This window comes from Nocardia sp. CDC160, from assembly GCF_035818795.1.
Classification (GTDB): Bacteria; Actinomycetota; Actinomycetes; order Mycobacteriales; family Mycobacteriaceae; genus Nocardia.
Genome location: NZ_JAYKYT010000002.1, coordinates 1,041,603 through 1,063,122 on the forward strand (window position 1 = coordinate 1,041,603; position 21,520 = coordinate 1,063,122).

The following is a 21,520-nucleotide window of genomic DNA, read 5'->3' on the forward strand; positions in this document are numbered from 1 at the left end:
ATGAGGGACGCTGGAAGCCTCGCCCTCGAAGTCCAGACTACCGTCGTTTCGAGCCCCGTCGCCGATTCCATAGGCAATTCTCAGGATCGAGGCCAAATCGGCCAGGGTAGACCAACATTCGTTGCATCAACGTTGCGTCGAACGCATTGTTTCCCCGTCGTGACAGTGAGGCTGCGGGGGTAGCCTGGGCGAATGAATCCGATTGTGGCGCGGGTGATGTCGACCGTGGCGGGCCAGTTGGGCAATCCACACGGCGTGTTGGGCAAAGGCGTGGCCCGTTTCCTCAATCGTGGCAATCGCCCGATGATCGCGGCCGCGGTGGCGGCGGCCGAGGTCGGGCCCGTGGACGCGGCGGCCGATATCGGCTTCGGCGGCGGCATCGGCCTGACGCTGCTGCTGGAACGGGTCGGCACGACGGGCACGGTGACCGGCGTGGAGCTGTCGCAGGACATGCTGACGCGGGCGCGCTCGGAATTCGCCGACGATCTGACCTCGGGGCGATTGAAGGTGGTCGAGGGCTCGCTCACCAGGCTACCCCTGCCGGACGATTCGCTGGATGCCGTAATCACCTGCAACACCGTGTATTTCGTACCGGATCTGGATGCGGCGGCCGCCGAGCTCGCCCGGGTACTGCGACCGAAGGGCCGACTGGTGGTCGGCATCGGCGATCCGGACGCCATGGCGAGGATGCCTTTCACGTCATACGGTTTCACGCTGCGCCCGGTCGCCGAGGTCACGGCGGCACTGGAGCGAGCCGGGCTCACGGTCGAGCATCGAGACCTGCCGCACAAGCCGATTCCGGGGCATCTGCTGATCGGTCGTCCCGCCTGACCGACTGTCTCGTTCGCTCGGTCGGCCAGCGCATTCGCCCGGTCAAACCGCGTGTCGAAGGCCACCCCGGCCGCTTTCAGTGAGCTGACTCGCATACCCCTTGCCACGCCTACCTGCGGTGATGTCTTCTAGCTATCCGGCTGGCGCCAGTCGTCTCCATCGTTCATCGCAGGACCGAGACAGCTCCCGAGGGACACACCGTCCCCCTGTTGGAAAGCGAGTCATCATGCGCGTTCGAACCATCGCCGCCACTGCCACCGCCACCGCGGTCACCGGGCTCGCCTTCGCCGGATTTTTCGCGACCGGAACCGCTTCCGCCGCAACCCCGTACGTGATTCCGCAAATCGGTGCGGCCGGGTTGGCGTTGTCCCCCGGTGAGACCCAGTCCCTGGCCAACAGCCCCGTCCCGGCCCTCGTCGACAGGTTCGCGCCGCGCGATTTCGTGAGCGTGGGCATGGAACCCGATTCGACGCTGCCGCAGGACGACACCGGCGTGTACGCGGATATGCCCGCGATCATCGGCGAGGCCGCGGCCCACCCGAACGGTTCGGTGGACGTTGTCTGGGTCGACGGCGGCCTGGTCGTCCTTCAGGACTGGTGAGTTTCTCCGGTCGAGACATCTCGAGACATCGAGTGCGCCCCATGCCAATTCGGCATGGGGCGCACTCGTGTGCAGGGGTGTCAGGGCACGAGCACGTCCAGCGCTCCCGGGTTGGCGCGGAACAGCGCCGGGAGCAGCCCCACGGGATCGCCGTCGGCGGTGGCGGGCGCGCCCGGTGCGGTGAGCCGGAATTCCCGGGCCTTGTACTGGGTCATGGCCGGATGGTCGACCCGCTTGCCGGAGGACAGGGCCGGGAGCAGCCGCAGCATCTCCAGGCGGGACATGGCCCCGACCACGGTCAGGTCCAACAGTCCGTCGTCGATGACCGCGTCGGGCGCGACGAGCATGCCGCCGCCGTAGGTGCGGGTATTGCCGACCGCCACCATGACCGCGGGGGTTTCGATCACGGTGCCGTCCGGGTGGTCGGGCGAGCCGGTGAGTTCGATGCGATACGGCACCGCCAGCCTGCCCGCGAGCTCGATGAGCGCGGCGACGGTGTATCGCATCGGGCCCTTGGGCCAGCGCAAACCATTGGCGCGCAGGGTGACCCGGGCGTCGAGGCCGGTGCCGGTGACGGTGGCGAACCAGATGGCCCGGCCGGACTCGTCGGTTTCCACGGTGCCGAGATCGATGCCGCGGGTGGTGCCGCCGAGCACGGTGGCGACCGCCGCGGGGGTGGCGTCGGGGATGCCGAGTTCGCGGGCCAGGTCGTTGCCGGTGCCGCCGGGCACCAGGCCCAGCGGGACGCCGGTGCCGACGAGCGCCTGCAGCACGACACAGACGAGGCCGTCGCCGCCCGCGGCCACCACGGCGTCGGGCCGGGCGTCCGGGTCGGCCAGGGCCTTGCGGACCAGGCGTTCGGTGTCGGCGGCCGAGTCGCCCCGGATCTCGGTCACCGCGACGCCCGCGGCCGCGAACCGGTTGGCCGCCTCGACGGCGACCAGCGCGCCCTTGCCGAGGCCGGAGAGCGGGTTGGTCACCAGGGCGATGGAGCGAATGGTCGTCACGGAATCAGCTTCCCAGGGTTGAGGATTCCGGACGGGTCGACGGCGTTCTTGACCGCGCGCAGCACCCGCACGCCCAGCTCGCCGATCTCGTCGGTCATCCACGGGCGGTGGTCCGCGCCGATGGCGTGGTGGTGGGTGATGGTGCCGCCCGCGGCCACGATGGCGTCGCCCGCGGCCTGTTTGGCCTTGGCCCACTGCGAGATCGGGTCCTCGGCCTGCTTGCCGACCACGGTGAAGTACAGCGACGCGCCGGTCGGGTAGGTGTGGGAGATGTGGCACATGACCAGCGCCGGGGTGCCCTGCGCGGTGAGCGTATCGGTCAGCGCGGCGGTCACTTTCGCCTTGAGGTTCGCGAGATTGGCCCAGCTGGTGGCGGTTTCGAGGGTCTCGCACAACACGCCGACATCCAGCAGCGCGTCGCGCAGGTAGGGCGCGGAGAAGCGGCCGTGCTCCCATTCGCGGGCGGGTGTCTCGCCCAGGGCGGTGCCGCCCGCCGCGGCCAGCAGTGCGGCGGCCTCGGCGCTGCGCGCGGTGACGTGCGCGGCGGTGCCCTCGAAGGTGGTGACGGCCAGGCAGCCGCCGACGGCCGCGCCGCCGATGTCCCCGGCGCGGGCCAGATTGAGCCCGGTCTCGGCTTCGTCGGACAGGCGCATGACGGTGGGCGCGGCCCCGGCCTGGATGACGGCGCGCAGGGCCGAAGCGCCGGTGGCGAAGTCGGGGAACGACCACGCCTGATACGCGGTGGTCTCCGGGATCGGGTGCACGCGCAAGGTGACCTCGGTGATGATGCCGAGGGTGCCCTCGGAGCCGGAGAACAGTTCGCGCAGATCGGGTCCGGCGGCCGAGGCGGGTGCGCGGCCCAGGTCGAGTTCGCCCGCGGGGGTGGCCACGCGCAGGCGCATGATCATGTCGTCGAAGCGCCCGTACCCGGCCGACGCCTGTCCGGAGGAACGGGTGGCCGCGAAGCCGCCGATGGTGGCGAATTCGAAACTCTGCGGGAAGTGACCGAGCGAAAGGCCGTGGCGGGCAAGCAGTTCCTCGGCCTGCGGGCCGGACAGGCCCGCGCCCAGGGTGGCGGTGCCGCTGATCGGATCGACCGCGGTGAGGGTGTCGAGGCGGCGCAGGTCCAGGGCGATGAGGGCCGGGAAGCGGCCGCGCGCCGGATCGAGGCCGCCGACGACGCTGGTGCCGCCGCCGAAGGGGACGACCGCGATTGCCTTGGCGGAGCAGTACTTCAGCACCGCGAGGACCTCGGCGTGGTCGGCGGGGAAGACGACGGCGTCGGGCGCGTCCTGTTCGCCGTCGGCGCGGCGGCGGAGCAGATCCGGGGTGGATTTGCCGCCCGCGTGGAGCAGGCGGTCGCGGTGGTCGTGCGACACATTCTCGGCTCCGACCACCGCGACCAGCCCGGCGTGCTGTTCCGGCGTGAGCGCCGAGGCGCGCAGCGGCACGTCGCCCTCATCGCGACGGGTCACCGGCTCGCCGGACACCCCGAAAACCTGTGCGAGCAGTCCCCGAATCTGCTCGGGCAGCGGCTTGTGTCCGGACGGGGAGCCCCAGGCGTCCCACACCATACTCGCGCGGGCCACGGGCGCGCCCGGGATTGCAGCGGGCTCGCCCGGGATTGCCTCGAGGTCACTGCCTTGGGAAGTGGCGGCTGCGTGTTCGTCGACCATGCGTTACAGTCTGACATAGAATGTCAAGCAGTAACGGTACTACTCTCCGGTGGTGCAAGCCATGAGTTCGACCGAATCCCCCTCGTCCGCCGTCGATCGGGCCATCCTCGACGCGGCGCGCGCCTGCGTGGCGGAATTCGGTGTCCGCCGGACCACCCTCACCGAGGTCGCCCGCCGCGCGGGCGTCAGCCGCCCGACCGTCTACCGCCGCTGGCCCGACACCGGCTCTCTGGTGGCGGACCTGCTCGTGCGCGAACTGCGCGAGATCATCGCCGACACCGCACCCACCACCGGCACCGCCCGCGAACGCCTGGTCGGCGCGATCGTCGGCGGCGGCGCGGTCATGCGCCGAAACCCGCTCTTCGCCAAGATCTTTCGCGCCGACACCGACATCATGCTGACCTACGTGTTCGAGCGCCTGGGTCGCAACCAGCGCGCCCTGCTCGAGCTGTTCGCCCAGGCCATCCGAGAAGGCCAGGGCGACGGCTCGATTCGCGCGGGCGACCCGAATCACCTGGCCGCCATGCTGCTGCTGATCGCCCAGTCCGCGGTCCAGTCGGCCACCACCTTCGCCCCGGTCCTGGGCACCGACCAGCTCGACGCCGAACTGGCCAAGGCCCTCCACGGCTATCTCACCCCCACGCCCTGATCCGCCGATCGGCGTTATGGCTCACTGATTGAGAGGTTCTTCGATGACAACGACTACGTCTCAGGGCGATTCGGCGCTGAATGCGACCCGACGGCAGCGGGAGTTGGCCGCGCTGGGTGATGGCGGAGTCATCGATGTGCTGGTGATCGGCGGCGGAATCACCGGGGTCGGTGTGGCTTTGGACGCCGCGGCGCGCGGATTGCGGACCGTCCTGGTCGAGAAGCACGACCTCGCGTTCGGAACCAGTCGATGGAGTTCCAAGCTGGTGCACGGTGGGCTGCGCTATCTGGCCAGCGGCGGGGTGGGGATCGCGCACGAGAGCGCAGTCGAGCGCGACATCCTGCTGACCCGCACCGCGCCGCATCTGACGCGGGCGCTGCCGCAGGTGGTGCCGCTGCTGCCGAGTATCGGCGCGGCGCAGAAAGCGCTGGTGCGCACGGGATTCCTGGCCGGGGACGTGCTGCGGCGGGCGGCGGGGACCTCGCCGTCGGTGCTGCCGCGCTCGCGGCGGATCGCGGCGGCGGAGGCGCTGCGCTTCGCGCCCACCGTGCGACGGGCCGGGCTGCGCGGCGGATTGCTCGCCTGGGACGGGCAATTGGTGGACGACGCGCGGCTGGTGGTGGCCATTGCCCGCACGGCCGCCCGGGAGGGTGCGACGGTACTGACCCGGGTCGAGGCCACGGAGGTGACCGGCACCTCGGCCACGCTGCGGGACACGGTGACCGGCGAAACCCTCGCCGTGACAGCGCGTTCGGTGATCAATGCCGCCGGAGTGTGGGCCGATCAGGTGGATTCGAGCATCGAGTTGCGGCCCTCGCGCGGCACCCACCTGGTGTTCGACGCGGCGGCCTTCGGCGGTCTCACCGCCTCGCTGACCGTGCCGATTCCGGGCAGCACCAGTCGATTCATCTTCGCGTTCCCGGCCGCCCACAATCGGGTCTACCTGGGCCTCACCGACGAGGAAGCGCCCGGCCCGGTGCCGGACGTGCCGCACGCCACCGACGCCGAGATCGATTTCCTGCTCGACACCGTCAATACCGTGCTGCGGGAGCCGTTGCGCCGCAGCGATATTCGCGGCACCTTCGCGGGCCTGCGGCCCCTGCTGCGCACCGGCGGGGACAGCACCGCCGACATTTCGCGCGAGCACGCGGTCCTCACCTCCCCCACCGGGGTGATCACCGTGGTGGGCGGCAAGCTCACGACCTACCGCAAGATGGCCGAGGACGCCGTGGACGCGGCCGTCGCCCACGCGAAACTCGCCGCCGGTCCGTGCCGCACCCGGCGGTTGCCCCTGGTCGGCGCGGTCTCGGGCGCGGCCCGCGATGCCATCGCGGCCCCGCCCCGGCTGGTCGAGCGCTACGGCAGCGAGGCCGCCACGGTTCTCGGCCTCGCCGAACAGCATCCGACCCTCGCCGCGGAGGTCGCGCCCGGCATGGATGTCACCGCCGCCGAATTCGCCTTCGCCGTCGCATACGAGGGCGCGCTGGACGAATCCGATCTCCTGGACCGCCGCACCCGCATCGGCCTGGTCGCCGAGGACCGCAAGGCCGCCGAACCGGCCGCCCGCGCCGCACTCGACTAGCTGAAATCAGTTCGCCTGGTCGAAGACTCTGTTCGCCTAGTTGAAGACGTTGCAGCCGGAGCCGGTGGCGATGCCGGTTCCGACGTGGATGTCGACGTACGGGAAGACGTCCTCGCTGTCGGGGTGGTACTGCCAGATCTGGAGGCGATGCTGCCCGGTGGTGGTGGGCGTCCAACGGATCTGGGCCAGCGCCCCGGACGGTTTGGCAATGCCGATGGGAACGCTGTTGTCGTAGAACACGACCGGCGTGACCGGATCGTCCACGTACCCGTCGACGTCGTAGCTGCAGCCGGTGCCGTAGTTGCTGGCCATGCCGAAGCTGATGCCCGGGTCGATGCCGATCCGGGTGCCCGTCGCACCGGCGGGTGCGGACAGGCCGACGACGGTCGCGAGCGCGGCGCAGCCGACCGTGGTCGCGGTGGCGGTCCTGATGATCGTGCCCATCATGGTTCGGTCCTCATCGGTGATGCCGGAGCCGGGTGCACCGACACGATGCCTCGATCCTCTCCGGTGGGTCAAGGGTATGGGCGGCATTGCGGCAATCTGGCCGATTCCGTGTCGCGGCGGGATCGTCTGTGGGTCGCTGCGGGAGCATGCGAAACGGCCCTATGCTTGGCAGCGATGGTGACAGCGCCGGGAGAGGGAGGCGCGGATGGGTCGGATTCCGACGACGGTGGGTTTGGTGCCGGGGGTCGGGCTGGTCGCACGGTTCGGGAATGTGGTCATCTTCGTGCACGGCGAAAGTCCTTCCACGGAACGGATTCTCGGTGCCGCCGAGACCGCGGCGACAGCCGCCGATCCGGGCGTGGCCATCGCCCAGCGGCTGGCGGCGACGGTGTTCAGCAGCGGTTCCGCGCAGCCGCCCGCCTTCGGTCTGATCGCGCCCACCGCCGACGGAATCCTGGTACTGCTGCGCGGTCCGGTGGCGGCGGCGGTGGACGGGCCGGAGGGTTCCCGCAAGCTGTCGGGTGCGCGCGCCATGACCTGGGCCGATGAGATCGTGCGTGATCCGGTGCGCCGCATTGGCGTCATCGCCGACGGCGCGAGCGGGGAGATCGCCCACACGGACCTGCGGTCCGGGATCGTGCTGGGCGGCGGCTTCGTGGTGCACGCCCCGGTGTCTGGTCTTGCGGCCCCGCGCCCGAGCGAGCCCGCGAAGGCCGCCGAGCCGGTGGCTGCGCCAGAACCAACCCGGCGCGCACCGACTCCGACGCCCTCGCATACGCGCCTTTCCGGACAGGTCGCGGAATCCGCTTCCGCACCAGAGGTTTCCCCGGTATCGCCGGAACCGGCCGCCGGAGCCGCGCCCTCGAATCCGCGCATTGCCGCCACGACCCCGGCCCCGGGCTCACGACTGGGCGGTGACGCCGGGTCGGATCGTGCCGCCACCCCGCTCGACAAGCCGGTGCGGATCGACGCGCAGGCCGGACCGGATCTGGCGAAACAGCCCGCGCCCGGGCCCGATTCGAGACCGGCGGGCCGCCGGGTGGATCGGCCGGACCCCGAGGATCAGCCGCCGACCGCCGCCTATATTCCCGGCGTCGAGGGATTCGATTCCGAGGCCGTGCCCGCGGTCGGAACTCCACCGCCCACCTCGACCCTGGCCGCCGCGGGCGGTGCGCTCGCCAGCCCCGAGGGCGCGGTGTATCCCCTGGACCGCCCGTATGTGATCGGCCGCGATCCCATGATCGACGAGGCGGTGCGGCGGGCGGTGGCCTCGCCCATCGTGATCGCGCGGGACCGCCACGTGTCGCGGGTGCACGCGCGGGTGTTCATCGAGAACGGCCTGGTGTACGTGCGGGATGCGGGGACGCCGGGCGGGACGTTCGTGGCGGCTCCCGGTGCGGCGGACTGGGTTCGGGTCGGGCAGCGACCGATGGAGTTGAAGGTGGGCTGGAGTCTGCGCATCGGGGAGCGGATTCTCACCTATCGCACGTCCTAGGCTATTGCAGGGACGACCAGTCCCCGCGTTGTAAGTCGTTGCGGGCGAACGGGGAAATCTCCTTTCGCGCCCGAACGGCCTGCTGAGCGGCGGCCACATCGGTGGGGTGATGGCCGAGGACGATCGCGCCGACGAGCCGGTTCTGGGACACGACCAGGCGACGGTAGGACCGCTGGGCCGAGCGGTCGACCACGATCACCTCGTCGCGTCGCCCCGGCTCGACCTGCCCAATGCTGAACAGCTCCAGCCCGACCCCCTTGAGAATGGTGGCGGGCGTCTCCGCGACCAACACCTGATCGCCGCCGAGTGCGTTGACCGCGGCCGCCTGCGCCTGTTCGGCCGCGATGGGCCACAGCCCGAGTACCCGATCGCGATGCTCGGCCACATCCCCGGCGGCGTAGACGTGCGGTGCCGCGGTGCGCATCCGGTCGTCCACGAGAATGCCGCGGCGGCACGGGATTCCGGCGCGCATCGCCAGCTCGGTGTTCGGCCGGATGCCGGTGGCGACCAGGAACACCTCGCACGGCACCACGCCGCCGTCCTTCAGCACGACGAATCGCACCGGGTCGGCAGCGCCGCGTGCGCCCGGCCCGGCAGCGCCGGTCAGGCGGGCGGTCTCGGCCAGATGCCGGACCTCGATCCCGGCCCGGGTGAAATGGTCCAGCACGATGGCGGAAGCGCGCGCATCGAGCTGCTTGCCCAGCAGGCGCTCGCCGCGCTCCAGTACGGTGACCCGTAATCCCAACTGGTGCAGCGCATACGCGGCTTCCAGCCCGAGCAGTCCGCCGCCCGCGACGACGGCGCGCGTGCAGGACCGCTGCTGGGCGTAGGCGCGAATGTTCAACGCGTCCCCGGCTTCCCGCAGCACAAAGCTTCCCGGACGGGTGAGTCCCTCGATCTCCGGCAGTGCGGCCGAGGACCCGGTGGCGAGGATGAGCCGGTCGTAGGGCAGCACGTCGCCGGTGCCGAGGTACACGCGCTGGGCGCGCGGATCCACCCGGGTGGCAAGGGTATTCAGCCACGGATGGATGCGATGGTCCTCGTACCACTGCTCGGGCAGCAGGTGCAGGCCCTGCATGGCGGAGCGACCGGGAATCAGGCGCGAGATGCCCATGCGGTTGTAGAAGTCGTGGGATTCCCGGCCGATCAGGTGGATCTCGCAGTCGGGGTGGCCGCGCCGCAGGAAATCGGCGGCGGTGACACCGGCGATGCCGTTGCCGATGACGACCAGGCTCACGAGCGAACGATCGAAATAAGCTGGGCGCTGGCCGTTTCCGTGACCGGGTTCGGGTGTGAGGGACACCCGGACTCCGCCGCCGTTCACGCGGGCGCAGCAGGCCATGCGGGTGTTGGCGGCGAAACCCAGTCGCCGCAGGGTGTTTCGCTCGTCGCCGGTGGGTGCGCAGAGCTGGTCGGCACCGTCGAGTACGGCCACGGGGTCGGCGCCGCAGACACCCATGCGGCAGCCCGATTCCAGTGGCAGGCCCGCCCGTTCGGCGAGTTCGAGCAGGCTGGCACCGGTCTCGGCCGCGACGGCGGTCCCGTCCATGATCACCGAAGGTCCTTGGGCGACCGGCTTTTCGGCGTCGGTGCGCGGGCGCGGGAAGGGCAGCAGCACCGGCTCGGTTCGGGCCCCGGTGGTCAGTGCGAATTGCAGCTCACTGACCCGGGTCCGCGCCAGGAACAGCACGGTGGCCGCGAAGATGAAAACGCTGATCGGCCACCGAAACCAGGCCACGCCCACGCCGGTGAGGGTGGTGAACGACGCGGCGAGCACCGGTCCGGCGAACCAGTAGAAGACGTTCAGCGCCACGACCGCGTACACCGCCGCGAGCATGGCCGGACTGACACCGGTCAGCGCCTCGATCGCGAAATACGACCCGATCGCCACCAGCAGGAACAATGCCAGCACCAGATACCGGTTCAGCACCGGCACATTCGCGTATCCGGCCAGCACCATGAAGCCGAGCACGAACCCGGGTAGCGCCGCCGCGAACAGCTTGCGCGGGCCACTCCACCCGCGTTCGGGGTCGGCCATATCGGCCTGGTAGGCGGCGCGTGGCTTGAAGTCGTAGCAGTTCTTGGCGCAGCCCACACACGGTTGGCAGTGATTGTTGGCGATGGTGACGAACGGTGTCTGCCCGTAGGCGCGCTGCAGCGGGAACAGCGGGCAGATGCTGCTGCACCACCCGCTCTTGCCCTTGAAGGCCACGCCGCCGACGAAGGCGGCCAGTAGGACGGCCGAAAGCACTATGCCGGTGGCGATTCCATTGCGATCCAGGCCCGCCACTCGGGATCCGGCGATACCGAAGAACAGGGCGACCCCGACGAGATAACCGCGCCGCTGCATCCAGCCCGGTGCCGTGCCCGCCCGGGTGAAGCCGAACAGCCTGGGCAACTGGTTGGTGGCCGCGAGCGGACAGGTGTTGCGCCACAGGCCCGGTGCGATCAGGAACAGGCCGGGCAACAGCGGGACGACGACCTTGAAGAACCAGAACAGCCCGGCCGCCGGGCGCACGAACGAGGTGACGATGAGTGCCAGATAGGCGGTGATACTCAGGAAGCGCACCGCCTGCCAGACCCGCAAAGGTATCCGGCTCGGCAGTTCGGTGAAGGCGGGGAACAGGTTTCGCTCTCCGGTCGGGTCGATACCGAGCACCCGGTTGGCGACGGCCACCCAACGCGGCAGGGCCGCATCCCCGCCCGGCGGCCGGGGCAGCGGTCCCGAGGGACCCTGCACGGTCGAGGAGAGCTCGGGCCCCTCCGGCTCGGCGGTGGGTGTGTGCAACACCAGAATCTCGCTGCGGCCCAACCGGACCACGTCGCCGGTCACCAGTTCCCGCCGCCCGGTCAGCGCGACTCCGTTGACGGTGGTGCCATTGCGACTGCCCAGGTCGACCACCGACAGCGCGGTCGGCGTCGGCACCAGGCGCAGATGTTTGCGCGACACCCCGCCGTCGGCCAAGACTTCGTGACTGCCCTCGCGTCCGAAGATGATCGGCCCGTCGAGCAGGCGTCGCCGCGCGGGCCGCCCCCACTCCCGGATCTCGATGACCGGCCGCCCCGCCATGTTTCCACCCCCTGTTTCCCGCGATCGTCGCGCCGCGCTCGTGCGTATATCGCCCGGCCGCGGGCCCGCCATTACCCGTCGCGGCAGCACACCGTCAGGCGCGCTCCCGCAGCCGTTGGATCCGCACGTAGCGGTACCGCTTGCCGACCCGGCGGCAGCCCGTCGCCAGCGCCAGCCCGGCCGCGACACCGCCTGCGGCACAGGCGATCACGGCGAGCACCGTGGGCTCGCGGCCCAGCAGCACCCACGCCGCGCCGACCGCCGCCACACCGAGCAGGCCCGCACTGACCGCGAGACCGACGCTCGCGGCGAAGCGCGCGCTCCCTCGCCGCAGCGTCCGCGCATTGGACTCGGCGTACGCCCCGGCGAACAGCAACAGCAACAGCAGCCCGACGGCGGTCGCCGTGGTCGTCGACCGCTGCGTGGTCTTCGTCCCGAACCGGTAGACCGCCGTCTCGGACCCATTGCGGGACAACGCCAACTCCCCGGTCAGCCGCCCCGCGAGCACATACCGATTCACCGGCGCGCCCAACTCCCCGGCCCCGCCCGACAATCCCGCGCTCTGTCCCCCGACCCGCACCCCCAGCACATCCACCGACAGTTTCGCCCCATCCGCCTCACCCCCGGCCACCGTGATCGGCACCGGCTTCGAAAGATCCAGATCGACCGTCCCCGAAGCCGGGTCAACCCCACCGATCCGAATCATCCCCGCGGGCGGTACATTCCGCTCTGCCACCCCCAGCCCCAGCACCGCTGCGGCAACGGTCGCCACCGCCAGCACCCCCGCCGCCAGGAACGGCACCCGCGGCGACGGCAAGGTGACCACCCGCTGCACCGGCACCAGATCCGCCCGCTGCACCTCGGCCAGCCGAACCCCACCGTGCTGAATCGGCTCTTTGGGCCGCACCCGCTCCGTCGGGCCGCTCCACGCGGCACCCGAAGCCCCACCGCCCGGGCCCTGACCGAATTCCGGTCGCGCGCCCGCGAATCCCCGGCCAGGCGGCATGGTCCCTGGTCTCCGCTCGGCAGGAACGCCCGCCCCAGAGCGCGGGGTGAAGGGTTCCGGTCTCGGACGCGGCGCGGCGCGGTCCGTGGGGGTGCGCGGGGTCTGCCGCAACGCCTCCCGCGACAGCGAGTCCGCGGTGGTGGCGTGCGGCGGCGGAGTGTTCGGGCCGGAGCCGCGGGTCACCGCGCCGGGTGGTGGGGTCATGGGGCCCGGTGGCCGACCCATGGGACCCGGTGGCGGGGTGAATGGCCGGTAAGCACTCGAGCCGCGCGGACCGCGGGAGCTACCGGTGGCGGCCGCGACGATGGTGTCCGCGCCGATGACCGGGATGCCCACGGGGGTGAGCCAATTGGCTCCCCAGAGGTGGGCGGCGGGTTCGGCGAGGGCGATGCCGAAGGTTTCGGCGGTGTCGTAGCGGTCGGCCGGGTCGGGGGCCAGGCCGCGCATGACGGCGTCGGCGATCGGTTGCGGGACGAAGGGGGCGACCTCGGTCAGCGGGACGGGCTCGCCGTAAGCGTGGGCGAAGAGCAGGGCGAGGGCGTCGGCCCCGGGCGGAAACGGGAGTACGCCCGACAGCAGCTGGTACAACATGGTCGCCAGGGCGTACACATCCGTCGCGGGTGAAAGCTGCTGCCCTCGAACCTGTTCGGGGGCGATGTAGGACGGGGTGCCGATGATCTCCCCCGCCCGGGTCACCAGCGTGTCCTCGCCGCCGACAATCTTGGCGATGCCGAAGTCGGTGAGCTTCAACGCCCCATTGGCGGCGAACAGGAGGTTGGACGGCTTCACATCGCGATGCAGGATCCCGCCCCGGTGGGCCGCGTCCAGCCCGGCCGCGCACGACAGCGCCACGGCCAGCGCGGCGGTGGCCTCGAATCCCGCTGTGATGAACCGGTTTTCGACGGTGCCGCCGGGCAGATACTCCAAGACCAGCAGGCACATGTCGTCGTGTTCGACGTAGTCGTAGACCGGCACCACGTGCGGATGGTCCAGCGCGGCCATCACCCGCGCCTCGGCCACGAATCGCCGCCGCACCTGCATATCGTCGGCGAACTGCGGCGGAATCTGTTTGATCGCCACCCGCCGCCCGAGCCCGCGATGGACCCCGGCCAGCACCACCCCGCAGCCACCGCGCCCGATCTGCCCGCCGATCTCGTAGCCGGGCAGCGCCGCCCGCACCCGCGCCAGTTCGGCGTCGGTCAGATTCGCCACGCTCATCGACCCGCGCCTCCGGCCGAAAAACCTTGCCCCTCAGGGGCACTCCGAATAGTCGGCTCGTCTTCGCCCAACTCGATCGGCACGGGCGCGCCCTTGCCCAGATCCACACCTCGCCCGAGGGTGGTCTCACCGAATCCGCCAGACGAGCGTGGCATTCCGCCGGAGTTCGGCTCCATGGCCGAGGCCAGCGGACCGTTGCCCGGATATCGACTGCCGGTGTTGATCTTCTGCGTCTCGCCCTCTGATCCGGGTTGCCCCGGCACCGGGAGGTCGCGGAAGGTTCCGCCGGGCTGCCCGATCGGGGCCAGGTCGGGGAAGGTCCCGCCGTAGGGTGGATTCGGGCCGATCGGCGGGCTGGCCGGGAACCCGACGGGTGGGCTGACCGGGCCGACGGGCGTACCGGCCGAGAAGCCCATGGCGTCGAGTTCCTTTGCGGCGGCGAGATCTTCGGGATCCAGACCCAGGTCGTCGGCTTGCCCCGGGGTCGGTGAGAGGTACCCGGCCAGGAAGAACACGGCGGCGGTCGCCCCTGCCAGCGACAGCCACAGGGCGGTGCCCGGCACCCACCAGCGCGCCACCGAGGCGGTGAACCCGGTCATCAGCCCGATCCCGATACCGGGTGCCAGCAGGCGCAGGCCGCGCTGCCAGCGATTGGCCGAAAGCCGGTGTCGCGCAACGGTCAAGGCCGCGTCGGCGATGGCCAGCGCGGTCAGCACCGCGATAATGATGCCGAACAGCCCGTACACCGACACCAGCGACCCGCGCACGTCGACGACCGTGTGCACGGAGGTCAACGGCTTGCCGTCGCCGCCGATCAGGGTCAGGTCCGAGCCCACCAGCCCGGTGGCCTGACCGTCGAGTCCGGCCGGATCCAGTCGATAGGTGAGCTTCTCGGTCTTGCCCGCCGCCACGGTCAATTCGACCGTCGTGGAATAGGAGTAGAAGTTCAGCCCGAGCACGTGCCCGGCCAGATCCACCCGCCGGACCGAAACGGCATTGGCGGTGCCGTTGTTCACCTCGACGACGACCAGCACCACCTTCTTGGGATCCAGGCGCACGGGATTGCTCGCGGTGGCACCGGCGATCGCGCGCCCGTCGACGGTGGCGGTCGCGCTCACCCCACCCGCGGCCCCGGCCGGTGTGGCCGCGAACGGTGCAGCGAGAGCGAGGAATACGGCCGCCAGACCGGCGAGCGCCGCCGATCCGCGCCGGGCGGGCGTGCGACTGATCATCGGGGCCTCCGTGCCGGGAGATGGGAGATCAGGCGGTGGCCGTAGAACCAGCCGCCGATCAACAGGAAGAACAGCAGGACGGTCATGGTGGCCGCGCCGCCACCAACCTGGCTGACCAGCACGATGTCCAAGTCGGCGGCCAGCTTCCTACCGCACTCGGCGGTCACCTCGTGCTGACCGATTTCGGTGTCGCCCGTGGCGAGGGTGGCCTCGAAGCCACCGTCGGCGCGAGCCTTGGTGTCACCGACCTTGGCACCACCGATCGACAGGCGCACCTCGGATCCGGGTTCGCAGCCGCTACCGCTGGCCGTCACCTGCGCGCCGGGCGGCACCGCGGGCGGATTCAACGAGAGCCCGGAGGTCTGCGCCGGAACCGGCACGGCCGCGGCGGGTGTCGGCGGATCCGCGCTGGGCGGCACCACCGCCGCCGGAGTGGTCGGCGGCGCGACCGCCCCGGTGGTCACCACGGGCGTCGTGGGCGGAACCGAATTCGGCTGCGGCTGAACAGAGTTCGGCTGCGGTTGCACCGGATTTGGTTGCGGCTGCGGCTGATTCCCGCCCGGCTGCGCCGGTGTCGTCGCACAGGTCCCGTTGGCGGGTTTCACCGAACCGTCCGGACACGTCTCTTGCTTCGGCGTCGTCGGGCACGTCCCGTTCGCGGGCTTCACCGAACCGTCGGGACACGTCTCCTGCTTCGGCGTCGGGCATGTTCCGTAGGCGGGCTTGACCGAACCGTCCGGACAGGTCTCTTGCTTCGGCGTCGTCGGACACGTCCCGTACGCGGGTTTCACCGAGCCGTCCGGGCAGTACTGCTGCTTCGGCGTCGTCTGACAAATTCCGCTGGCGGGCTTGACCGAACCGTCCGGACAGTATTCCGGCTCCGTCTTGCCTCCGGAGCCGTCGCAGGAGTTCCCGCACCCGCCGCCCGGATTCGGTTTGCAGTTCTCCGTGCACGGCGAGGTCTTGCCATTGCCGCCGGGCAGGCTGTCGTGGGTGCCGGAGCCATCGCACTTGAGCGGATCGTCGCAGTGCGGGGACGGCTGGCTGGTGATCGGGTTCGCCGTGGTGACAGGCGCTTTCACCGGCGCATGCTCCTGCGGCACCGCGACCGGCACGCTGGTGATCGGGACCGGTTGGGTGACACCGGGATTGGCCCAGCCGACCGCGGCCGGGACCGCCAGCGCGAACGCCGCCGCGAGGAGCAGAATGATGTGTAAGGTTCGGGGTGAAAGGCTCACCGCGCGGACCAGTTTCGCATGCCGGTCCCCACCGGCACGCCGAACAGAATACGCAATTGTTCTCATCGGCGTGACCTCGCTTGTTCGATGGTAAGGCCATGCACGCCCCCACCGCCCTGTCTATCGCGATGGTGATCACCGACGTTCACAGTCGAGACCTGATCATCGGCAGGGTCGACCGTTTCGCACGCTCACGATGGAGGACAATCGTCTCCATGCATCGTTCCGCCCCCAAGTCCGATATCGACGAGTCCGCGCTGGCGGTCACCGCACCGAAGACCGAGGCCGCGGGCGTCAAGGCGGTCACGGTCGCGCTGGAACGCGCGGTCGAGGAGATGGGCGTGGTGCGCACCGCGCGCACGCTGGCCCGGGTGAATCAGCGGCACGGCTTCGACTGCCCGGGCTGCGCCTGGCCGGAACCGACCGGTCGGCGTCGCCCGGCGGAATTCTGCGAGAACGGCGCCAAGGCCGTCGCCGAGGAGGCGACCCTGCGCACCGTCACCCCCGAATTCTTCGCCACGCACTCGATCGCCGACCTCGCCGACAAGTCCGGCTACTGGCTCGGCCAGCAGGGCCGCCTCACCCACCCGATGGTGCTGCGCGAGGGCGAAGACCACTACTCCCCCATCGCCTGGGACGAGGCCTACCGCCTCATCGCCGACACCCTGCGCGGCCTGGACTCCCCCGACGAGGCCATCTTCTACACCTCCGGCCGCACCGCCAACGAGACCGCCTTCGCCTACCAGCTGCTGGTCCGCAGCTTCGGCACCAATAACCTGCCCGACTGCTCGAACATGTGCCACGAGTCCTCGGGCACCGCGCTCACCAGCTCGATCGGCATCGGCAAGGGGTCGGTCACCATCGACGACTTCAAGGACGCGGACCTGATCATCGTGGCCGGGCAGAACCCGGGCACCAATCACCCGCGCATGCTCTCGGCCCTGGGCGAGGCGAAGGCGCACGGCGCGAAGATCATCGCCGTCAATCCGCTGCCCGAGACCGGGCTCATCGGCTTCAAGGATCCGCAGACGGTCAAGGGCTTCACCGGCGGCATCACCATTGCCGACGACTTCCTCCAGATCCGCCTCGGCGGCGACATGGCCCTGTTCCAGGGTCTGGCCAGGCTGCTGTTCGAGGCCGAGGACCGCGCACCCGGCACCGTCGTGGACCGCGCCTTCGTCGACGCGCACACCGCGAGCTTCGCCGAATACGAAAAGCACATGCGCGCGGTCGATCTCGGCATTGTCGAGCAGGCCACCGGCCTGTCCCGCGAAGACCTGGACCGCACCGCCAAGCTGCTGGCCGAATCCAAGGCCACCATCATCTGCTGGGCCATGGGCCTGACCCAGCAGGTGCACGGCGTCGCCACCATCGAGGAGGCGACCAATCTGCTGTTGCTGCGCGGCATGATCGGCAAGCCGGGCGCGGGCGTGTGCCCGGTGCGCGGGCACTCCAATGTGCAGGGCGACCGCACCATGGGCATCTGGGAGAAGATGCCCGAGACCTTCCTGGCCGCCCTGGACCGCGAATTCGGCATCACCAGCCCGCGTGCGCACGGCTTCGACACCGTCAACGCCATTCGGGCCATGCGCGACGGGCGCGGCAAGGTGTTCTTCGGCATGGGCGGCAACTTCGTCTCGGCCACCCCCGACACCGAGGTCACCGAGGCGGCGCTGCGCAATTGCGAACTCACCGTGCAGATTTCGACCAAGCTGAACCGCAGCCACGTCGTGCACGGACGCACCGCGCTCATCCTGCCTACGCTGGGCCGCACCGATGAGGACACCCAGAACGGTGTGCGCCAACAGGTTTCGGTCGAGGACTCGATGTCGATGGTGCACCTGTCGACCGGCCGCCTGACCCCGCTCAGCGATCAGCTGCGCAGCGAGGTCGCCATCGTGTGCGAGCTGGCGCAAGAGTTGTTCGGACCCGACCACCCCGTGCCGTGGGCCGAGTTCCAGCGTGACTACGACACCATCCGCGACGCCATCGCCAAGGTGGTGCCCGGTTGCGCCGATTACAACGCGAAGGTCCGGGGCCGCAATGGATTCCAGCTCCCGCACCCGCCCCGCGACGCCCGCGAATTCCGCACCGCCACCGGCAAGGCCAACTTCGCCGTCAACGACCTGCACTGGCTGCCCGTCCCCGAGGGCCGCCTCATCCTGCAGACCCTACGCAGCCACGACCAGTACAACACCACCATCTACGGCCTCGACGACCGCTACCGCGGCATCCACAACGGCCGTCGCGTGGTGCTGGTCAATCCCGAGGACATCGCCGCGCTCGGCTTCGCCGAAGACGAACTGGTGGACGTGATCTCGGAGTTCGGCGACGGCGTCGAACGCAAGGTCACCGGCTTCCGACTGGTCGGCTACTCCACCCCGCGCGGCAATGCCGCCGCCTACTACCCCGAGACCAACCCGCTCATCCCCCTCGACCACGTCGCCCTGCGCTCCAATACGCCCGTCTCCAAGGCCGTCACCATTCGCCTCGAACGCCACATCCACACCGCATGAGCAGAGTCACCGCCCGCCGCCGCACCCTCCGCATCTCCCCCACCGGCACCATCACCCGCCCCGACACCCTGGCGGTCGAGGAGCCGCTCGAAATCCGTACGGGCGGGCAGTCGTTGACGGTCACCATGCGCACACCCGGCGCGGACATCGACTTGGTCCACGGCTTCCTCTACGCCGAGGGCATCATCGACTCCGCCGAGGACATCGTCACCGCCCGCTACTGCGCGGGCACCGACGAGAACGGGCAGAACACCTACAACGTGCTCGACGTCCAGCTGCGCACGCCCGTCCCGATCACGCCGCGCCCCTTCCTCACCAACAGCTCGTGCGGGCTGTGTGGCAAGACCGCATTGGACGAGGTCCGCACTCGCCTGCGCCATCCCCTCCCCGCCGCCACCCCGCGCGTCGAGATCGATACCCTCGCCAAGCTCCCCGACGAACTGCGTTCCCGCCAACAGGTTTTCGACGCCACCGGCGGCCTGCACGCGGCGGGCCTGTTCACCGCCGACGGCACCGCCCTGGCCGTGCGCGAGGACATCGGCCGACACAATGCCGTGGACAAGCTCATCGGCTGGGCCCTGCGTGAAAACCGGCTCCCCGCACACGATCTGCTGCTCATGGTGAGCGGACGGGCCTCCTTCGAGCTGGTGCAGAAGGCGGCCATGGCGGGCATTCCGCTGCTCGGGGCGGTCTCGGCCCCCAGCTCGCTGGCCGTGGACCTGGCCGCCGACACCGGCCTCACCCTGGTCGGATTCCTGCGCGGGGCAACCATGAACGTCTACACCGGGGAAGACCGCCTGAACTGCTAGGCTCCGATCTAGAACACGTTTCACTTTTGATGGGAGTCTTCCATGGCAGCGCAGCCTCGGGATGTGGTCGAGCAGTACGTGAAGTTGGTGGCCACCGGGCCCACGTCGGCGATCGTCGACCTCTACGCCGAGGACGCCGTGGTCGAGGATCCGATCGGCAGCCCGGAACGCCGTGGCCACGAGGTCATCGGTGAGATGTACAAGGCGCTCGAGAACCTCGACCGCGAGACCGAGCTGCACACGGTCAAGGTCGCCGGGAACAAGGTGGCCGCCCACTTCACCCTGGTGACCGTCGCCAATGGCCATCGCATGACCCTCTCGCCCATCGATGTCATGGAGCTGAACGACGAGGGCAAAATCATCAGCATGCGCGCCTACTGGAGCGCCGAGGACCTGAAGATGGAGCAGATCTAACCCACGGGCTTGTCCCCTCTCCCTCCCCGAATTACGGTGGCAGCACAGTGATTCGGCGAGGGCGGGAGGGCCTGTGCGGATCTCGTTGCGTGGCACCGGTGACGGCGTACGGGTGAATTTCCGGCTGGAGATCAACCGGCGGCGCTGGATCGCCCTGCTCGTCATGCTGGGGCTGCTCACCGCCATCGGCCTCTACAGCGGCCTGTGGGCCGTGGTCGCGCCCGAGTCGTTCTACGACAGCTTCCCGGGCTTCGGCCTGCACTGGGTGCGCGCCGACGGCCCGTACAACCATCACCTCGCCGGTGATGTCGGTGCCTTCTTTCTGGCGCTGGCCGCCATCTCCGCGGCCGGGCTCTACTACCGCGACAGCGTGATCGCCCGCGTCGCCGGATTCGGCTGGCTGGTCTTCGGCGTCCCGCATGCCATCTACCACGTCTTCCACCGCCCCGAGACCATCGGCGGCCTCAGCTTCACCCTCGAACTGCTTGCGGTGCTGCTCATTCCGGCCCTGGGCCTGGCGATTCTGCTGGTCGCCCCGCGCGAACGCTTCCCGGTCCCCGAGCCCGCGCCCTTCACCCTGAAATTTCCCCGCCGCGAACCCCCGCGCCGATGAATTTCGGGGCATCGCACCGTCGTAACAGGTGACCCGATCGCACCGATTTTCGGAGTAGCGGAGTAAAGGTTCAACGGCGAACCAGGCGGATCAAGGACGATCCTCATCACGGGCGCGAACGGCTTGCCGATCGTCACCGACTCCAGAGGCTTTCCGGCGGTGTGGTTTCCAGCCCAACGGAGAGCCCACAGGAGAACATCATGGAACTGTCGGTCACCCAGTTCGTCACCATCGACGGTGTCTACCAGGCGCCGGGTGGACCGGAGGAAGATCCGAGCGGGGGGTTCGCGCACGGCGGCTGGTCCGCGCCCTTCGGAGACGACGCCTTCGGCGAATTCATGGTCTCGGTCTTCGACCGCGTCGACGCCTTCCTCCTCGGCCGCCGCACCTACGAGATCTTCGCGAGCTACTGGCCCAAGAACAATCCGCCCGGCCACCCCATCGCGAACAAGCTCAATGACCTCCCCAAGTACGTCCCGACCAGCACCCTGGACACAGCCGACTGGTCCGGCACGGAACTCCTCCGCGGCGATCTGGTCAAGGAGGTCACCGACCTCAAGGCCCGCCCCGGCCGCGAACTCCAGGTCCACGGCAGCGGCGCCCTCATCCACTCCCTCCTCGCCGCCAACCTCGTCGACACCCTCAACATCCTGACCTTCCCGGTCATCCTCGGCACCGGCAAGCGCCTCTTCCCCGAAAACGCCCACCCGACCGCCTTCACCGTCACCGAAACCCGCGTCACCCCGAAGGGCGTCGTCATCGCGACGTATCGAAAGCAGGGCGATCCGACCTACGGCACCGTCGGCGCAGACTAGGCATGGGGCATTGGGAACCCACCCGGCGGGCTGAAACGCTTCAGAGCCACAAGGCTATCCGTGCGGCTGGCCTCCACGGTGATCAAGTCGAGCAGGTACGCCTCGATTGATTGCCCACGCTCATTCGCAAGCTGAGCCAACCGCTGTCGCAGTTCCTCCGGCACCTCGATCGTCAGATCCGCCATCCGACCAATTCTGCAGGTGAGCGGTCCACCGTAGAGCGAGATAGCAAAACCGGCTCCACGAGAGAGATTCCTCGTGGAGCCGGTTTTTGCTTTTGGAAGGGGTTTCAGGGGAAGCC

The 21,520-nt window shown here is 69.8% G+C and carries 18 protein-coding genes; 10 read left to right on the forward strand and 8 right to left on the reverse strand.

The annotated features are described in order from the left end of the window. Window positions 1–192 precede the first annotated feature (192 nt). Together VMT40_RS12310 and VMT40_RS12315 are read left to right on the forward strand one after the other, a co-directional pair. Window positions 193–831, forward strand: a complete 639-nt coding sequence (locus tag VMT40_RS12310) for a class I SAM-dependent methyltransferase (protein ID WP_326358101.1) — start codon at window positions 193–195, stop codon at window positions 829–831. A 226-nt stretch (window positions 832–1,057) separates the two neighbouring features. Continuing rightward, entirely contained in the window at window positions 1,058–1,432 is a 375-nt protein-coding gene (locus VMT40_RS12315; protein ID WP_326358102.1) for a hypothetical protein, read from the forward strand. A gap of 80 nt (window positions 1,433–1,512) precedes the next feature. Here VMT40_RS12315 and VMT40_RS12320 read toward each other — a convergent pair whose 3' ends face one another. After that, on the reverse strand, window positions 1,513–2,439 hold the full coding sequence (locus VMT40_RS12320) for a diacylglycerol/lipid kinase family protein (RefSeq protein WP_326358103.1): 927 nt from the start codon (window positions 2,437–2,439) through the stop codon (window positions 1,513–1,515). Next, a complete protein-coding gene (locus VMT40_RS12325) occupies window positions 2,436–4,013 on the reverse strand; it encodes an FAD-binding oxidoreductase (protein WP_326358601.1) in 1,578 nt (525 codons plus the stop codon). Before VMT40_RS12325 ends, VMT40_RS12320 begins: the two co-directional genes overlap by 4 nt. 163 nt (window positions 4,014–4,176) lie before the next feature. Here VMT40_RS12325 and VMT40_RS12330 point away from each other — a divergent pair, with 163 nt between their 5' ends. Both VMT40_RS12330 and VMT40_RS12335 read left to right on the forward strand, forming a co-directional pair. Further along, window positions 4,177–4,764 carry a TetR/AcrR family transcriptional regulator gene (locus VMT40_RS12330; RefSeq protein WP_326358104.1) on the forward strand — a complete coding sequence of 196 codons (588 nt, stop codon included), beginning with the start codon at window positions 4,177–4,179 and terminating at the stop codon, window positions 4,762–4,764. A 43-nt stretch (window positions 4,765–4,807) separates the two neighbouring features. Next, on the forward strand, window positions 4,808–6,346 hold the full coding sequence (locus VMT40_RS12335) for a glycerol-3-phosphate dehydrogenase/oxidase (protein WP_326358105.1): 1,539 nt from the start codon (window positions 4,808–4,810) through the stop codon (window positions 6,344–6,346). A 36-nt stretch (window positions 6,347–6,382) separates the two neighbouring features. On the opposite strand, the gene VMT40_RS12340 is transcribed toward VMT40_RS12335, so the two are convergent. Next, a complete protein-coding gene (locus VMT40_RS12340; RefSeq protein ID WP_326358106.1) occupies window positions 6,383–6,793 on the reverse strand; it encodes a hypothetical protein in 411 nt (136 codons plus the stop codon). 205 nt (window positions 6,794–6,998) lie between these two features. Here VMT40_RS12340 and VMT40_RS12345 point away from each other — a divergent pair, with 205 nt between their 5' ends. Then, on the forward strand, window positions 6,999–8,288 hold the full coding sequence (locus VMT40_RS12345) for an FHA domain-containing protein (RefSeq protein WP_326358107.1): 1,290 nt from the start codon (window positions 6,999–7,001) through the stop codon (window positions 8,286–8,288). Window position 8,289: 1 nt separating this feature from the next. Here VMT40_RS12345 and VMT40_RS12350 read toward each other — a convergent pair whose 3' ends face one another. The 4 genes from VMT40_RS12350 to VMT40_RS12365 all read right to left on the reverse strand — a co-directional run bounded on the left by VMT40_RS12350 (window position 8,290) and on the right by VMT40_RS12365 (window position 16,118). After that, window positions 8,290–11,358, reverse strand: a complete 3,069-nt coding sequence (locus VMT40_RS12350; protein ID WP_326358108.1) for an FAD-dependent oxidoreductase — start codon at window positions 11,356–11,358, stop codon at window positions 8,290–8,292. 94 nt (window positions 11,359–11,452) lie between these two features. Next, a complete protein-coding gene (locus tag VMT40_RS12355; RefSeq protein ID WP_326358109.1) occupies window positions 11,453–13,582 on the reverse strand; it encodes a serine/threonine-protein kinase in 2,130 nt (709 codons plus the stop codon). After that, a complete protein-coding gene (locus VMT40_RS12360; RefSeq protein ID WP_326358110.1) occupies window positions 13,579–14,814 on the reverse strand; it encodes a hypothetical protein in 1,236 nt (411 codons plus the stop codon). The genes VMT40_RS12355 and VMT40_RS12360 overlap by 4 nt, the downstream gene beginning before the upstream one ends. Further along, window positions 14,811–16,118 carry a hypothetical protein gene (locus VMT40_RS12365; protein ID WP_326358111.1) on the reverse strand — a complete coding sequence of 436 codons (1,308 nt, stop codon included), beginning with the start codon at window positions 16,116–16,118 and terminating at the stop codon, window positions 14,811–14,813. Before VMT40_RS12365 ends, VMT40_RS12360 begins: the two co-directional genes overlap by 4 nt. A gap of 149 nt (window positions 16,119–16,267) precedes the next feature. On the opposite strand from VMT40_RS12365, the gene VMT40_RS12370 reads away from it, so the two are divergent. The 5 genes from VMT40_RS12370 to VMT40_RS12390 all read left to right on the forward strand — a co-directional run bounded on the left by VMT40_RS12370 (window position 16,268) and on the right by VMT40_RS12390 (window position 21,219). Then, window positions 16,268–18,568 carry an FdhF/YdeP family oxidoreductase gene (locus tag VMT40_RS12370; protein ID WP_326358112.1) on the forward strand — a complete coding sequence of 767 codons (2,301 nt, stop codon included), beginning with the start codon at window positions 16,268–16,270 and terminating at the stop codon, window positions 18,566–18,568. Beyond that, complete coding sequence (fdhD, locus tag VMT40_RS12375; protein ID WP_326358113.1) at window positions 18,565–19,377, forward strand: formate dehydrogenase accessory sulfurtransferase FdhD; 813 nt, start codon at window positions 18,565–18,567, stop codon at window positions 19,375–19,377. Before VMT40_RS12370 ends, fdhD begins: the two co-directional genes overlap by 4 nt. 42 nt (window positions 19,378–19,419) lie before the next feature. Beyond that, window positions 19,420–19,791, forward strand: coding sequence for a nuclear transport factor 2 family protein (locus tag VMT40_RS12380; RefSeq protein WP_326358114.1), 372 nt, complete (start codon window positions 19,420–19,422; stop codon window positions 19,789–19,791). A 73-nt stretch (window positions 19,792–19,864) separates the two neighbouring features. After that, complete coding sequence (locus VMT40_RS12385) at window positions 19,865–20,404, forward strand: hypothetical protein (RefSeq protein WP_326358115.1); 540 nt, start codon at window positions 19,865–19,867, stop codon at window positions 20,402–20,404. Window positions 20,405–20,604: 200 nt separating this feature from the next. Beyond that, complete coding sequence (locus VMT40_RS12390) at window positions 20,605–21,219, forward strand: dihydrofolate reductase family protein (protein ID WP_326358116.1); 615 nt, start codon at window positions 20,605–20,607, stop codon at window positions 21,217–21,219. On the opposite strand, the gene VMT40_RS12395 is transcribed toward VMT40_RS12390, so the two are convergent. After that, window positions 21,216–21,404 (reverse strand): hypothetical protein, encoded by a 189-nt coding sequence (locus VMT40_RS12395; protein WP_326358117.1) that lies wholly within the window; start codon window positions 21,402–21,404, stop codon window positions 21,216–21,218. The genes VMT40_RS12390 and VMT40_RS12395 overlap by 4 nt on opposite strands. Window positions 21,405–21,520: the final 116 nt, after the last annotated feature.